General features: G+C 67.3%; 18 protein-coding genes. 8 read left to right on the top strand and 10 right to left on the bottom strand.

Features of this window, described 5'->3' with window-relative positions; genetic code table 11:
- Positions 1-12 precede the first annotated feature (12 nt).
- From groL to ACFXQA_RS01445, 5 genes are all read right to left on the bottom strand, one after another.
- Positions 13-1,632 carry a chaperonin GroEL gene (groL, locus tag ACFXQA_RS01425; RefSeq protein WP_394518005.1) on the bottom strand — a complete coding sequence of 540 codons (1,620 nt, stop codon included), beginning with the start codon at positions 1,630-1,632 and terminating at the stop codon, positions 13-15.
- A gap of 176 nt (positions 1,633-1,808) precedes the next feature.
- A complete protein-coding gene (locus ACFXQA_RS01430) occupies positions 1,809-2,009 on the bottom strand; it encodes a cold-shock protein (RefSeq protein ID WP_394518006.1) in 201 nt (66 codons plus the stop codon).
- Positions 2,010-2,145: 136 nt separating this feature from the next.
- Positions 2,146-2,736: a LytR C-terminal domain-containing protein gene (locus ACFXQA_RS01435; protein WP_394518007.1), complete on the bottom strand. Its 591-nt coding sequence runs from the start codon at positions 2,734-2,736 to the stop codon at positions 2,146-2,148.
- 35 nt (positions 2,737-2,771) lie between these two features.
- Complete coding sequence (locus tag ACFXQA_RS01440) at positions 2,772-3,041, bottom strand: DUF3263 domain-containing protein (protein WP_394518008.1); 270 nt, start codon at positions 3,039-3,041, stop codon at positions 2,772-2,774.
- 9 nt (positions 3,042-3,050) lie between these two features.
- Positions 3,051-4,052, bottom strand: a complete 1,002-nt coding sequence (locus ACFXQA_RS01445; protein WP_394518009.1) for a DUF2332 family protein — start codon at positions 4,050-4,052, stop codon at positions 3,051-3,053.
- A gap of 74 nt (positions 4,053-4,126) precedes the next feature.
- On the opposite strand from ACFXQA_RS01445, the gene msrB reads away from it, so the two are divergent.
- Genes msrB through ACFXQA_RS01460 form a run of 3 tightly spaced genes read left to right on the top strand, consistent with a single transcriptional unit; the run spans position 4,127 to position 5,699 of the window.
- Positions 4,127-4,534, top strand: coding sequence for a peptide-methionine (R)-S-oxide reductase MsrB (msrB, locus tag ACFXQA_RS01450; protein ID WP_394518010.1), 408 nt, complete (start codon positions 4,127-4,129; stop codon positions 4,532-4,534).
- Positions 4,531-5,106 (top strand): nitroreductase family protein, encoded by a 576-nt coding sequence (locus tag ACFXQA_RS01455; protein ID WP_394518011.1) that lies wholly within the window; start codon positions 4,531-4,533, stop codon positions 5,104-5,106. The genes msrB and ACFXQA_RS01455 overlap by 4 nt, the downstream gene beginning before the upstream one ends.
- Positions 5,107-5,153: 47 nt before the next feature.
- A complete protein-coding gene (locus tag ACFXQA_RS01460; RefSeq protein ID WP_394518012.1) occupies positions 5,154-5,699 on the top strand; it encodes a cysteine hydrolase family protein in 546 nt (181 codons plus the stop codon).
- 34 nt (positions 5,700-5,733) lie between these two features.
- On the opposite strand, the gene ACFXQA_RS01465 is transcribed toward ACFXQA_RS01460, so the two are convergent.
- The 4 genes from ACFXQA_RS01465 to ACFXQA_RS01480 all read right to left on the bottom strand — a co-directional run bounded on the left by ACFXQA_RS01465 (position 5,734) and on the right by ACFXQA_RS01480 (position 8,815).
- Entirely contained in the window at positions 5,734-6,279 is a 546-nt protein-coding gene (locus tag ACFXQA_RS01465; RefSeq protein ID WP_394518013.1) for a CPBP family intramembrane glutamic endopeptidase, read from the bottom strand.
- 114 nt (positions 6,280-6,393) lie between these two features.
- A complete protein-coding gene (locus ACFXQA_RS01470) occupies positions 6,394-6,564 on the bottom strand; it encodes a hypothetical protein (protein WP_394518014.1) in 171 nt (56 codons plus the stop codon).
- Positions 6,565-6,680: 116 nt separating this feature from the next.
- Entirely contained in the window at positions 6,681-8,114 is a 1,434-nt protein-coding gene (locus tag ACFXQA_RS01475) for a sensor histidine kinase (protein WP_394518015.1), read from the bottom strand.
- A complete protein-coding gene (locus ACFXQA_RS01480; protein WP_394518016.1) occupies positions 8,111-8,815 on the bottom strand; it encodes a response regulator transcription factor in 705 nt (234 codons plus the stop codon). Before ACFXQA_RS01480 ends, ACFXQA_RS01475 begins: the two co-directional genes overlap by 4 nt.
- A 92-nt stretch (positions 8,816-8,907) precedes the next feature.
- Here ACFXQA_RS01480 and ACFXQA_RS01485 point away from each other — a divergent pair, with 92 nt between their 5' ends.
- The 4 genes from ACFXQA_RS01485 to ACFXQA_RS01500 all read left to right on the top strand — a co-directional run bounded on the left by ACFXQA_RS01485 (position 8,908) and on the right by ACFXQA_RS01500 (position 11,776).
- Complete coding sequence (locus ACFXQA_RS01485; RefSeq protein WP_394518017.1) at positions 8,908-10,356, top strand: DUF2079 domain-containing protein; 1,449 nt, start codon at positions 8,908-8,910, stop codon at positions 10,354-10,356.
- 46 nt (positions 10,357-10,402) lie between these two features.
- Positions 10,403-10,912, top strand: coding sequence for a DUF1990 family protein (locus tag ACFXQA_RS01490; protein ID WP_394518018.1), 510 nt, complete (start codon positions 10,403-10,405; stop codon positions 10,910-10,912).
- Between the two features lie 66 nt (positions 10,913-10,978).
- Entirely contained in the window at positions 10,979-11,206 is a 228-nt protein-coding gene (locus tag ACFXQA_RS01495) for an RNA-binding S4 domain-containing protein (protein WP_394518019.1), read from the top strand.
- Positions 11,207-11,365: 159 nt separating this feature from the next.
- Complete coding sequence (locus tag ACFXQA_RS01500; RefSeq protein ID WP_394518020.1) at positions 11,366-11,776, top strand: hypothetical protein; 411 nt, start codon at positions 11,366-11,368, stop codon at positions 11,774-11,776.
- Between the two features lie 156 nt (positions 11,777-11,932).
- Here the strand turns inward: ACFXQA_RS01500 and ACFXQA_RS01505 are convergent, their stop codons facing one another.
- Positions 11,933-12,427: a MarR family winged helix-turn-helix transcriptional regulator gene (locus tag ACFXQA_RS01505; RefSeq protein ID WP_394518021.1), complete on the bottom strand. Its 495-nt coding sequence runs from the start codon at positions 12,425-12,427 to the stop codon at positions 11,933-11,935.
- A gap of 89 nt (positions 12,428-12,516) precedes the next feature.
- Here ACFXQA_RS01505 and ACFXQA_RS01510 point away from each other — a divergent pair, with 89 nt between their 5' ends.
- Entirely contained in the window at positions 12,517-13,446 is a 930-nt protein-coding gene (locus tag ACFXQA_RS01510; protein ID WP_394518022.1) for an NADP-dependent oxidoreductase, read from the top strand.

Genomic DNA, 13,446 nt, shown 5'->3' on the forward strand with positions numbered 1-13,446 from the left:
ATGACGCGTGGATCAGAAGTCCATGCCGCCGGTCGGGTCACCGGCCGGAGCCGATGCCTTCTCGGGCTTGTCGGCGACGACGACCTCGGTGGTGAGGAAGAGGCCGGCGATCGAGGCTGCGTTCTGCAGCGCCGAGCGCGTGACCTTCGCCGGGTCGATGATGCCCTGCTCGAACAGGTCGCCGTACTCACCGGTCGCGGCGTTGAGGCCGTGTCCGACCGGGAGGCCTGCGACGGTGTTCGCGACGACGCCGGGCTCGAGACCGGCGTTGAGCGCGATCTGCTTGAGCGGAGCTTCGATCGCGACGCGGACGATGTTCACGCCGGTCGCCTCGTCACCCGTGAGGTGGAGGTTGGCGAGCGCGACCTTGCCGGCCTGGATGAGCGCCACGCCGCCGCCGGCGACGATGCCCTCTTCGACGGCGGCCTTCGCGTTGCGAACGGCGTCTTCGATGCGGTGCTTGCGCTCCTTGAGCTCGACCTCGGTGGCTGCGCCCGCCTTGATGACGGCGACGCCACCGGCGAGCTTGGCCAGACGCTCCTGGAGCTTCTCGCGGTCGTAGTCGCTGTCGGTGTTCTCGATCTCGCGACGGATCTGGGTCACGCGACCCTCGATCTGCGATGCCTCGCCGGCACCCTCGATGATCGTGGTCTCATCCTTCGTGATGATGACCTTGCGAGCGCGGCCGAGCAGGTCGGTGGTCGCGTTCTCGAGCTTGAGACCGACCTCTTCGGTGATGACCTGGCCACCCGTGAGGATCGCGATGTCCTGCAGCTGCGCCTTGCGGCGGTCGCCGAAGCCGGGAGCCTTGACGGCGACCGACTTGAAGATGCCGCGGATCTTGTTGAGAACCAGCGTCGCGAGAGCTTCGCCCTCGACGTCCTCGGCGATGATGAGGAGCTCTTTGCCCTCCTGGATCACCTTGTCGACGATCGGGAGCAGATCCTTGATGTTCGAGATCTTCTGGTTCGCGATCAGGATGTAGGGGTCTTCGAAGACCGCTTCCTGGCGCTCGGGGTCGGTGACGAAGTAGGGGTTGATGTACCCCTTGTCGAAGCGCATACCCTCGGTGAGCTCGAGCTCGGTGCCGAACGTGTTCGACTCCTCGACGGTGACGACACCCTCTTTACCGACCTTGTCGATGGCCTCGGCGATGAGCTCGCCGATGGCGGGGTCAGCAGCCGAGATCGATGCGGTCGCGGCGATCTGCGCCTTGCCCTCGACCTCTTTGGCGCTGGAGAGGAGCTCGTCGGTGATGGCCTTTACGGCCTTCTCGATGCCCTTCTTCAGTGAGATGGGGTCAGCGCCGGCTGCGACGTTGCGCAGGCCTTCGCGGACCAGAGCCTGCGCGAGAACCGTGGCGGTCGTCGTGCCGTCGCCGGCAACATCGTCGGTCTTCTTCGCGACCTCTTTGACGAGCTCGGCGCCGATCTTCTCGTACGGGTCGTCGAGTTCGATCTCTTTGGCGATCGAGACGCCGTCGTTCGTGATGGTGGGAGCGCCCCACTTCTTCTCGAGCACGACGTTGCGACCGCGGGGACCCAAGGTCACCTTGACGGCGTCGGCGAGAATGTTGAGGCCGCGCTCGAGACCGCGACGGGCCTCCTCATCGAAAGCGATGATTTTTGCCATGTTTGGTCGTCCCTCCCGGACGTTGGGTACACAGATCTTTGGCACTCACCGAAGGCGAGTGCTAATCCATCTTGGCACTCTCCCCTAGGGAGTGCAAGCTGCGGCAGGAGGGGGATGGACGAGAAACACCGCAGCATCCGAGACCGGATGCTGCGGTGTTGAAAGGTTGGGGAGGGTCAGACCACTCGGACGGATTCGGCCTGAGGACCCTTCTGTCCGGTGCCCACCGTGAACTCGACCGCCTGGCCCTCCTCGAGGACGCGGAACCCGGTCATGTCGATGTTCGAATAATGGACGAAGACATCCTGACCATCACCGGCGGTGATGAAGCCGAAGCCTTTTTCAGCGTTGAACCATTTGACGGTGCCCTGGGTCATGCGACTCTCCTGATGCTGTGCGACGGGCACCATCGTAAGCATGCCGCACACACCGGATCAGTGCGTATCGCCATACTGTGACACGCGTGCATCGAGATCTTTACCGGCCCGAAACACGGCGCCCGCGACGGTGCTTCTACGGCGCGGGAGAGGCAGTGACGCGGTCGGTTCCGATCACGACGACCAGCCGCAGCGCCTGTGTCTCGTCTGCCTCGGTGTCGGGGTCGTCCTCGACGGGATAGGCGTCGTACGCGGTGCTCTGCGCCACGTCGGCTCCGCCGATGACCTCGGCCACCCCTGCCGCGGCAGCCTCGTCTTCGGGCTGCGAGTAATAGACCGTGGTGGTCTCGAACGACGTTCCGGCGTCGCCCGGCAAAACGGATTCCATCGTCCATCCCGCGGCGACGAGCACTTCGCGCACTTGCGTCGCAAGACCGGCCTGGCCCGACGCGTTCAGCACGATGACCGTCGACGAGCTATCGATCACGGCCGTCGGCGCCGGCGCCACCGACGACGTCGGCTCGGGAGTGGGAAAGAGCGTCACACGACCCGAGATGAGCAACGACGCGAAGATTCCCGCGGCCCCCAGAACGATCGTGGCGATCACGGCCCAGAGCAGAATGACCCCACCGCGCATGCGCGGGTTCTCTGCCCGGTGCGCGCCGACCCGGCCGCTCTCGTCTGCGAGGTCGTCAAAGCGGTCTCGCGGCATCGTCGGTCTTGGCACCCGACGATGCTACCCGCCAGGGCTCTCGAGGCCCGTCAGCTCGATGCCGAGCGCGTCACGCGGGCGGCGCGCACCGCTTCCCGCTCGTCACGCATCCGTCGCAGTCGCCGCACGAGCATCGGGTCGAACTCCAACGCGTCGGCGGTGTCGATGAGCCGGCCGAGCAACTGGTAATACCGCGCGGGGGGCATGCCGAGCTCGGCACGGATGGCCTCTTCTTTGGCGCCGCTGCGGCGACGGCCCGGAGCCACCACCGACTGCGCCTCGAAGACGAGAAGGGCGCGGTCGCGATCGGAGAGGGGCACATTCTCACGCTAAACCCGCGTGAGCGGGTTTGCGCTCCGCCACTCCACTGTGGCGCCGAGCGGGTCGACCGAGGCCACGATGTCGCCGTCGAGGGCGAGGGCGAACCGCCCCGGCCACGGTTTCGGCACCGAGCTCCACCCGTCGTGAAGAGCGGGCGCGTCGATCGTGATCCACCGGCCGGCTGCCCGCGCCGCATCGATGAGCGCACGACGCGATCGGCGAGGGACGTGCGCGAGCACCCCCGGGGTGGTGACGACGAGCGTCGCGTCCGGCGGCGCGAGCGCAGCGACCGCGGGAAGCAGATCGGCCGCGTCGCCCGACACCAGCAGCGGTGGATCGGCCGCGACGACATCGAGCGCCGCCGCCATCCGGTCGGCGCGGCCGCCTTCGCCTGGCCACGCGAGGCCGGTGATCCACCGGCGATCGTCGGGGTCGCGAGCATCGCGCGGGTGCAGATCGATACCGGCACGCCACACCACTTCGGGCAGGCGCACGAGAGGGTCGCCGTCGAGGGCGCTCTCGAGTACGACAGATGAGACACCGTCGGACGGATCGATGGCGACCACGCCATCACGGGTCGCGTACCGGTACGAGTACCGGTCGGGGTAGAGACAGATTCCCGCGCTCGCCCCGACTTCGAGAAGCGCGATCGGCCCATCGATCAGCGAGAGCGCGGGCAGCAGCGCCGCGCACCGGAGGGGTTCATTGGTCTGGATGCTGCGCGCACCGCACTCCGCGACGGCCGTCTCGGCGTTCGCCGACAGCCAGCGGGCCCAGGCCGGATAGTCGCCTTCGGGCGCACCGAGAAAGCGCGTGACGGCGAAGACGAGCGGCGGCTGCCGATGCGTGTCGGGGATGCGGGCGAGAATCGAACGCGTCTCAGGGTCGGCGGCCACTCCCGCCGCCCACTGCGCGTACAGATCGGATCGACCGGGCGCCTCGACCTCGGCGAAATGCTGATATCGGGCGGCGATGACGGCGTCGGCGTCGGCCGCAGCATCCTGATCCACTCTCCCATCATCGCGGCAACCCCGGCGCCGACCGCCCGGCCATCGGGTTGAATGGAGCAGAAGAGGAGGCGCAGATGACATACGCCGTGAACAAGACCGATGAGCAGTGGCGCTCGGAGCTCGATTCGGACCAGTACGCCGTTCTTCGGCAGGCCGCGACGGAACGCGCGTGGACCGGTGAGCTGCTCGACGAGAAACGGGCCGGCCTGTACGCGTGCGGGGCATGCGGAGCCGAGCTGTTCCAGAGCGGCACCAAGTTCGACTCGAACTGCGGGTGGCCGAGCTTCTACGAATCCGTTCGTCCCGACGCCGTCGAACTCATCGAAGACCGCACCGTCGGAATGGTGCGCACCGAGGTGCGCTGCGCCGCGTGCGGTTCGCACCTCGGCCATGTCTTTCCCGACGGGTACGGCACGCCGACGGGTGACCGGTACTGCATGAACTCGCTCGCGTTGACGTTCACCCCCGGCGGCGACGAATGAGCACGACGCTCGAGGCCGTTCGATCGCGTCGATCGTGGTCGAAGGTCACCGATGTCGCCCCCACCCGCGCGGAGATCGAAGTGCTGGTCTCTGCCGCGGGGAGGGTCGCCGACCACTCGTCGCTGCGCCCGTGGCGGCTCATCGAGCTCCGCGGCGACGATCGCGAGCGTTTGGGTCGGGCCATCAACAAGGCAGCCGGCCAGAAGGGTGCCTCGTCGAAGCCGATGCGCGCCCCGTTGCTGATCGCCATCGTCGCCAGCTACCGCAAGAGCAAGGTGGCGCGGTGGGAACAGGAGGCCGTCGCCTCGGGCGTCGCGCACATGCTGAGCCTGCTGCTCGACGATGCGGGATGGGGCGTCCTGTGGCGCACCGGGGACTACACCCGGAGCAAGGCCGTCGCGAAAGCGCATGGTCTCGAGAAGGACGAAGAGCTTCTCGGTTGGTTGTATGTCGGCGGTAAGCCTCCCACCCGGAAGATCGCTCGCCGCAAAGCCGTCGACGCCCGCCGTCACCTGTCCCGCATGCCGCGGGGCAAGAAAGCCGACGAACTCGACGCGACCGACGCCGACTGACCCGCCCGGCGCGACGATTCGCGGAGCGTCGCTGAAAGAATCGGTTTATGCCCCCATCGACAGCACTCCTCGTCATAGACCTGCAGGTGGGAGTAGTGGCCCGCTGCTTCGACGTAGAGGCGGTGCTTCGTAGCTCCGCAAAGCTCGTGGACCGCGCTCGAAGCGAAGGAGTCCCGGTGGTATGGGTTCAGGATCACGGCGGCTTCGCAGAGGGAACTGATGCCTGGAACCTGGCGCCCCCGCTCGAGAGGCAAATCAGCGAGCCCCTGGTGCGGAAGACGTACCGCGACTCGTTTGCCGGCACTGACCTTCAAGAGATCCTCACCGGGCTCTCTGTGACCCATCTCGTTGTCGCCGGCGCGCAGAGTGACTACTGCGTACGCACGACGACACAGGCCGCGGCCTCCCGAGGCTACGACGTCACTCTGGTGTCCGATGCGCACACGACCACGGACGCCGAGCACGACGGAGTCGCTCTGACCGGCGAACAGATCGTCGCCCACACCAACATGTACTTCAGCGGCCTGCGCTACCCGGGGCAGCGCTTTGCCACCGCGAAGCACGACGTCGTGGCGCTGTCGTCTACCCCCTGAGCCGTTCGGCGGCGGGTCCGGCCACGCGCTTCGCCTACCCGGCGATGATGCCCGCGGCGACGTTGCTGATGGCGTGAACGGCAGCGCCGGGGACGAAAGAGCCGGTGCGGTACCTCAGCCACCCCAGGAGCAACCCCGCAGCGAACTGCACGGGAATGATCGGCCAGGTGCGGACGTCGATGGCAAGAAGGGCCAGGTGGGGCAAGACGAAGAGCACGGCCTGCAGAACGTTCCCCCACGCGAAACCGAGGCGGCGCATGAGCACTCCTCCCAGCAATCCCCGAAAGAGCACCTCCTCACCTACCGCCCGGAGGATCACCGAGAGGACCCCCGCGACCGAGGTGATCTGCGCGATGGTGACCCCGGGCATGCTGAGAACTTCGGCGGGTATCAGAACGATCGCCAGCCAACCCGTGAGCACCAGGGGAAGCAGCAGCACGAGCGCCCACGCATACGCGGAACGTGATCCGCGCGTCGCACCGACGCGTTCGAGCGCATGTCTGAACGACCTACTGCGCCCTCGCGACTGCACAGCGACGTAGGCGACGACGGGAAGGCAGAACAAAACGAACTCGATCACGTGGCCACGCTACTTCGCGGGAGAATGCCGAACATCCACCGGAGGATGTATACGTCATGGCTCCACAGGATGACTCGCTGCGGCCAGAGCAGGCAGTGTCGTCGCGGGCAGCCCCTAGGAGATGCCGCCGACGTTGCGGGTCGACGGAATATCGAATCGCTGAGGGGTTGTGGGGTCCTGTTCGCCCGCGGCTCGCGCCGCACGAATCTCTTCCTGGGTGCGCGGCCGCCCGGTGAGCACCCACTTCAGGCGAGTCCACAGCGAGGGTGATTCTGGATCGTCCATCGAAGCCTCCTTGTTCCGACGGGGTGTCCGCGGCCCCGGCTGCGAGTCTCCTCGGGTCGGCCGAGCCTCGTCAAGGGCGTCGGGTGGTTGCCGCCCTTGCCGGGATCGCTGCGCTGTCACCGCGGAAGAGTCACGGTGAACGCCGTGCGGGTCGGTGTCGAGGTGACGGCGAGCGCGCCCCCCTCTCGAGCCGCGATCTCGCGGACGATCGCCAATCCGAGCCCCGCGCCGCCGGTGTCTCTGGACCGCGATTCGTCGAGACGAACGAAGGGTTCGAAAATTCGTGCCTTGTCGCCGATCGGGATCGGTGAACCGTCGTTCGCGACCTCGATCCGCACCACGGCGCCGTCGACCCTCAGGTCTATCTCGACGTGAGTGCGCGCATGGCGCGTGGCGTTCTGGAGGAGGTTGACGAGGACGCGCCGCAGATCTCGAGCGGAAAGCCGCACCGGGATACCGCCGGTTGGTGCGGGGTCCGAAACACGGATGTCAACGCCGGGGGATCGTTCCTCGACCTCCGCGAGGGCATCCCGCAAGACGGCCCGGGCGTCCGCACACGTCCCCTGCGGTGGCTTCTCCGAACGACCTGCCGCCGCGAGCTCGAGGAGATCGTGGGCGAGGTCCTCCAGTCGTCGGGCTTCCCTATGCACGTGCGCCAGAGTCTGTTCAGCGGGCACGAGACCAGGGTGTGCCTGTGCTATTTCCAGGGCGGCGATGAGCGAAGTGATGGGGCTGCGCAGCTCGTGGGCGGCGTCCGCGGTGAATCGGGTCTGGCGGATTGCGGCCTCGTCGACCCTGACGAGCATCGCGTTGAGCGTCGCGGCGAGGGCACGGAGTTCGTCGGGCGAATCCGGGACCGCGATGCGCGCTCCGTCGGGGGCACCCGACATTGCGTCCGCGGCACGTCGCATCTGATCGACGGGACGAAGCGACCGTTTCGCGGTGATCGCCGCCGTGCCTGCCAGCAGCGCGACGGCCACGATCACGCCCGACCAGAGGAAGGGATCGATCGTCGCAACAGCCCGATCGGCGGCGGCGGCGGTGACGAAGACGTAGGCGCGATACGTCGCCAGATTCGGATCCGCGAGCGGACCGCCAGGAGGGTCCGCGCGATCGAGGAGACTGGAGGCGTTGAGCGTGCTGCTCACCGCGGTGAGGGTCTGCCCCGACAAGGGTCCTGCGGTGATGGTGCCGGTCCACACTTCTCCCCCCGTCTGCTCCGCGTCTTCGCGCGGGGGCGACATGATCGGGCCATCGATCTCGGCGTCGGCGAGCACCGGAGAGGACGAGATCAGAGCCCCATCGCTGCGAAGGAGTTCATACGGCAGGGATCCGAACTCGCCGGACAGACGCACGTTCTGGCGGGTCGCATCGATGATCTGCGAGGCCTGGGCGCCGGCCAACTGCTCCGTTGCTGCCATCTGGGTCGAATGGAGGGCCGAGCGCACAAGCAGTGCTCCGCTCGCGAGCAACACCGAGGCGAGGATGCCCGCGGTCAGTGCGAGGCGCGTCGCTACGCTCCCCCAGGCAGGCGTTCGAACGGCCTTCACGCCGGGTCCTCGATGTGCCGATCGGCCGCGGGTCGATCGTCGATCAGGCGGTAGCCGGCGCCGCGCACGGTCTCGAGAGAACGGCGACCGAACGGCGCGTCGATCTTGCGGCGCAACACGCTCACTCGGGCCTCGACCAGGTTCACATCGTCAGCTTCGTCCGGCCACGCCTCCCCGAGCAGAGCCTCTTTCGACACAACGGTGCCCGCCGCCCGAGCCAGTATCTCGAGGATCATCCATTCCCGCCCGCTGAGCTCGATGTGAACCCCGGCGCGGCGAACATGACGCCGGGCGGCGTCCATGACGAGATCACCGATCGCGATCACGCTCTCGGTGATCTCGGTCGGGCGGCGCAGCAACGACCGAATGCGCGCAACCAGCACCGGGTAGCTGAACGGCTTCCGAAGGTAATCGTCCGCCCCGCTTTCCAAGGCCTCGACCTCATCGAACTCCCCGTTCTTGGCCGTCAGCACGATCACGGGTGTCCTGACCCCGTCGGCGCGCAACCTCGCAGCCACTGCGAACCCGCTCAGTCGAGGGAGCATCAGGTCGAGGACGATCGCGGAGTAGGCACCCGTCGCTGCCATCAGATAGCCCGAGCGGCCGTCGTGGACGGTGTCGACCACAAAGCCCTCCGCAGTGAGTCCCGCGGCGAGAACTTCGGCGAAGGCTCGTTCGTCGTCGACGACCAAGATGCGCATAGCTCAGTGTCACACCCCCGCGCAGACCGATCCTGACGGCGACGTCAGCGTGCGTCAGGTGCGGATCAGCGACCCGCTCTGACCATGAGCTCATGGCCCACCGACTTCTCGCAGCCCACGCCGCACAGAACCCCCTGCCCCCGCACGCCCGTCGGTCGGCGTCTTTCGACCGCGCTCACGGCCTGGGGTGGGGAAGTGCGCTGGTGTTCGCTGCGATCTTCGCGACGCTGGCGCTGCAGCGGCACGCGCAGTTGCTGACCACGGGGTACGACCTCGGAATTTTCGATCAAGGGGTGCGCGCCTACTCCGAGGGAAAGCTCCCCTCGTCGCTGTTGAAGGGCATCGACTACTCGTTGCTGGGCGACCACTTCTCCCCGATCTTGGCGACGCTCGCACCCTTCTACGCGGTCTTCGGGGGCCCGCAGTTGTTACTCGTCGCCCAAGCCGTGCTGCTCGCCGTCGGGGTCGTGCCGCTCACGATCTGGGCTGCCCGTATCGTCGGCCTGCGGACGGCGATCGTCGTCGCGCTCGGTTACGGATTCGCCGGCGGCCTTGCCCATGCGGTCGTGTTCGATTTCCACGAGATCGCGTTCGCCGTACCCCTCTTGGCGTTCTCGCTCACGGCGCTCGGCACCCGGCGCCTCCTGCCTGCGGCGCTCTGGGCCGCGCCTCTCGTGCTCGTGAAAGAAGACCTCGGGCTGACCGTGGCGGGGATCGGCGCGCTCATCGCCGTCCTGGCCGCGCGTTCCGATCGGTCCGGGCGTCGGTTGGGCATCGCGACGGGCTTGTTCGGTGTCACAGCGACGGTCCTAACGAGCTACGTCGTCATTCCCCTGTTCAACCCGGTCGGAAACAACAACTACACGGGCCAGGTCGGATTCGGCAGCGCGGTCACCCAACTGCTGACGCTGATGTCCAACGACATCAAGATCGCCACCATCGCGGTGCTGCTCCTCCCCACCGCTTTCGTCGCACTCCGCTCGCCGCTGGTGCTCGTGGTGATCCCGACCCTCGCGTGGCGGTTCTTGTCCGACAACCCCAACTACTGGGGCAGCTCGTACCATTACGACGCGGTCCTCGTGCCGATCGTCACCGCCGCCTTCATCGATGGGATGCTGCGGCTCCGGCACGACGCGGGATGGACCTCGTTCCGGCACCGTCTTGTTCTTCTCGTGAGCCTGTCGGCGACGACGGCGCTGCTCACGGTGTCTCCGCTCGCCCAACTGCTCTCCCCGGCCCTCTGGGAGGCCAGCGACCACGTGGCCGCCGCTCGGACGGTGCTGGCGCGAATCCCCGACGGAGCAACCGTGGCGGCATCGAACTCACTCGCCGCACAACTCACCGGCAGAGCCGAAGTCAGCCTCCTGGGCATCGTTCCGATCGAGATGAGCAAGCCCCAGTTCATCGTCGCCGACATCTCGGACCGCTATCAGTTCCCCGTCGACGCAGACGGGATCGTCGAGATCGCCGCGTCGGCGCAGCGCATGGGCTACCGCGTGGTCGACGTAGCTGACGGCTTCATCCTCCTCGCCCTCAAGTGACGCCCTGTCGGCGACTCACGCAATCGCGACGGCCTAACGTGGGCGAATGGAGAAGGTGACATACGCCGAGGTCGGCGCCACCGCCGGCACGTTGCCCCACGGCTATCACCACGTGCGCGTCGAGCGCGACATCGGTCGCGGACGAGAAGTCTTCGATCGCGCCTCGGACGATCTGTTCGCCGGTCTCGTGCAGCGTCGAGCGGGTGCCGACATCGAACTCTCGGAGGTGCCGCTGCGCGAGGGTACGCGCGTGCGGATGCGGTTGCGTGTCGGCCCGCTGGTGTTCCACATCCCCTGCCTGGTGGTGTGGGCGGAAAGGACCACCTACTCGTGCGGATTCGCGTACGGGACTCTGCCCGGTCACCCCGAGCGCGGTGAAGAGCGGTTCTCGTTGCGTCTCATGCCCTCCGGTGAGGTCATCTTCAGTATCGTCGCATTCTCCCAACCCGGCCGCTGGTTCACCCGGCTCGGTGGGCCGATTGCTCGCGTGGTGCAGGCGCGGATGACCCGGCGTTACCTGTCAGCACTCGCACCTGCTCCGGACCGGCAGAAATAGCGCACGGGTCCGCTCCGGATCGGCGAGTATGAGCCGGCGTCGGCTTCGGTTGGCTAGCATTCGGGGATGACGAACCCGGGCGCGATCGACGACCTCTCCATCGGTGGCGACGGCATCCGACTGGGGCAGCTCGTGAAGTTCGCCGGCCTCCTCGACTCCGGCGGAGACGTGAAAGAGGCCATCATCGACGGTTTCGTGACCGTGAACGGTGAGGTCGACCGCCGCCGCGGACGGCAGCTGCAGATCGGCGACATCGTCACTTTCGAAGGACGCAGCGTCCGCGTCTGCCCGTGACCGAAGAGACCCTTCGCCCGTTCCGTCGCGGAGCGGTCCGCCGCACCTTCGAGCCCGACCTACAGTGATCACGTGAGTCGAACGTCGTATGCCTGCACGGCCCCCGGATGCACTTTCGTTCAAGAGTGGCGCGGCAGACAGGCCCGACGGGAACCCGCTGTGAGTGATCGCAAGACGCACACCGTCGAGGCTCACGACGGTCACGGCAGCTATGCCGTGACGGAGCGCTGGGCCTGGCTACCGACGTTGATCGTTGTGAACGCGCTCACCCTCGTCCTCAGCACGGTCGCGGCGATCGGATCCGCCGATGCCGGACCGCTGCTTCTCCTCGGGCTCATGTTCCCGCAGGTGTGGGGGTGGTTCAACGCACCGTGGCTCGGTGTCATCACGGTTGCCGTCGTCGCCATAGCTGCCTGGATCTACGCCGAGGCCCGGCCCGCGGGGACGCCCTTCGAGCGCCGTTTCACGGCCGGCGTGACCATGGGCGCGTTCGTCGCGGCACTGACATTTCTCGCCCTGGCGCTCGGCCTGCTGGCTTTCCTCGTCATCGGCTTCAACATGCGCGGATGATCGGCTGACCGCAGTCCCGAGGTCGACCTGCACCAACTCAGGCTGGATGCTGCTGTCGGGCCGGTTTCGGGCCGACAGGGGCAGGGTGCGTGTGTTCAGCCTGAGTTAGTGCAGGGCGGATGATCGACTGACCGCCGACACAGGTCGACGACACCCCTACTTTCCTCGGCGGGGGGCCGCAGAGCGGGGAGGGGCCGCTCGCAGGTGTTCGCTGACGCGACCGAGGATGCGGGCGAGTTCGCCGGCGTCAGCGTCGGCGAGAGGCGCGAAGAGCAGCCCGTACACCGTCGCGATGTGCCCCGGGAACACTTCGGCGAGCAGGCCGCGGCCGGCAGCAGTGATCGCCGCGACGGTGCTGCGTTCGTCGTCCGGGGAGGGCGAGCGGGTGATGAGGCCGCGCTGCTCGAGCAACTGCGCCTGATAGGTGAGTCCGCTGCGGCTGTACACCACGCCGTCGGCGAGGTCGGTCATCCGCTGATGGCCGTCCGGGGAGTCGCCCAGGCGCGCCAAGAGCTGGAACTGGATGTAGCTCAAAGCCCCCACATCGCGCAGTTGCTTCTCGACCGCCGGGCGCAGCAGGCTCCCCACCTCGGTGAACGCGAGATACGCGCTGAGCTGCGTGGGCGTCAACGTTGCAGGTGTCTCCGTCATTTCCCCATCCTATCGCTTGCTTCGAATTCAAAGCAGTGCTACCGTCCTCATATCGCTTCGAATTCGAAGCATTAACGAGGGAGAGAATTATGAAGGCAGTACAGTTCCACCAGACCGGCGGACCCGAAGTTCTGCAGTACGGCGACATCGCGCAGCCCGTGCCCGCGGCAGGCGAGGTGCGGGTACGCGTCGCCGCATCGGCGTTCAACGCGGCCGACAACGGCATGCGCGCAGGCTTCTTGCCGATCCCGATCCAGCTCCCCCACGTTCCCGGCTACGACGTCTCCGGCACGATCGATGCCGTGGGCGAAGGCGTCGACGGGCACGAGATCGGTGACGCGGTGATCGGCTTCCTGCCGATGGAACGCGATGGTGGCGCCGCGGAGTATGTCGTCGCCCCCGCGGACGCGGTGGTCGCGGCGCCGAAGACCATTCCCCTGGCGGATGCTGCTGCGCTGCCCTCGGTGGCCTTGACGGCATGGCAGGCGCTGTTCGACGAGGGTCGTCTCGAATCGGGTCAGCGCGTTCTCATCGTCGGCGCTGGTGGAGTCGTCGGGAAGTACGCGATCCAGCTCGCGAAGCGCGCCGGTCTGCACGTCATCGCGACGGCCAGCCCGCGCAGCATCGATGCCGTGCGCGCCGCGGGCGCAGACGAGATCATCGACCACACCGACACCGACCTCCTGCGCGCCGTCGACGGACAGGTGGATGTGCTTCTGAACCTTGCGCCGATCGAACCGGAGCAGTTCACCGAGTACGTCGCTGCGGTGCGCGACGGGGGTGCGGTCGTCAGTACGACCGCGTTCATGGCGACGCCGGGCGACGACGGCCGAGGCGTGCGAGCGGCGACGGTGTTCGTCAGGCCCAACCGTGAGCGACTCGAGCAGCTGGTGTCTCTCGTGGACGATGGCACGCTCACCGTCGAGGTCACGCGGCGGATCCCGCTGACCGAGCTGCAGGCGCTCCACGCCGAGGCAACCGCCGGGCGCGTCGTCGGAAAGGTCATCGTCCTTCCCTGA

This window comes from Microbacterium shimangi (genome assembly GCF_043556445.1).
In the GTDB taxonomy this organism is placed as follows: Bacteria; Actinomycetota; Actinomycetes; order Actinomycetales; family Microbacteriaceae; genus Microbacterium.

Excerpts from the sequence above, each read along its gene's own strand:
- ACFXQA_RS01460 (WP_394518012.1), top strand. The coding sequence starts at position 5,154 with ATGCCCCCATCGACAGCACTCCTCGTCATAGACCTGCAGGTGGGAGTA.
- ACFXQA_RS01485 (WP_394518017.1), top strand. The coding sequence starts at position 8,908 with ATGGCCCACCGACTTCTCGCAGCCCACGCCGCACAGAACCCCCTGCCC.
- ACFXQA_RS01495 (WP_394518019.1), top strand. The coding sequence starts at position 10,979 with ATGACGAACCCGGGCGCGATCGACGACCTCTCCATCGGTGGCGACGGC.
- ACFXQA_RS01490 (WP_394518018.1), top strand. The coding sequence starts at position 10,403 with ATGGAGAAGGTGACATACGCCGAGGTCGGCGCCACCGCCGGCACGTTG.
- msrB (WP_394518010.1), top strand. The coding sequence starts at position 4,127 with ATGACATACGCCGTGAACAAGACCGATGAGCAGTGGCGCTCGGAGCTC.
- ACFXQA_RS01455 (WP_394518011.1), top strand. The coding sequence starts at position 4,531 with ATGAGCACGACGCTCGAGGCCGTTCGATCGCGTCGATCGTGGTCGAAG.
- groL (WP_394518005.1), bottom strand. The coding sequence starts at position 1,632 with ATGGCAAAAATCATCGCTTTCGATGAGGAGGCCCGTCGCGGTCTCGAG.
- ACFXQA_RS01510 (WP_394518022.1), top strand. The coding sequence starts at position 12,517 with ATGAAGGCAGTACAGTTCCACCAGACCGGCGGACCCGAAGTTCTGCAG.
- ACFXQA_RS01505 (WP_394518021.1), bottom strand. The coding sequence starts at position 12,427 with ATGACGGAGACACCTGCAACGTTGACGCCCACGCAGCTCAGCGCGTAT.
- ACFXQA_RS01480 (WP_394518016.1), bottom strand. The coding sequence starts at position 8,815 with ATGCGCATCTTGGTCGTCGACGACGAACGAGCCTTCGCCGAAGTTCTC.
- ACFXQA_RS01430 (WP_394518006.1), bottom strand. The coding sequence starts at position 2,009 with ATGACCCAGGGCACCGTCAAATGGTTCAACGCTGAAAAAGGCTTCGGC.
- ACFXQA_RS01470 (WP_394518014.1), bottom strand. The coding sequence starts at position 6,564 with ATGGACGATCCAGAATCACCCTCGCTGTGGACTCGCCTGAAGTGGGTG.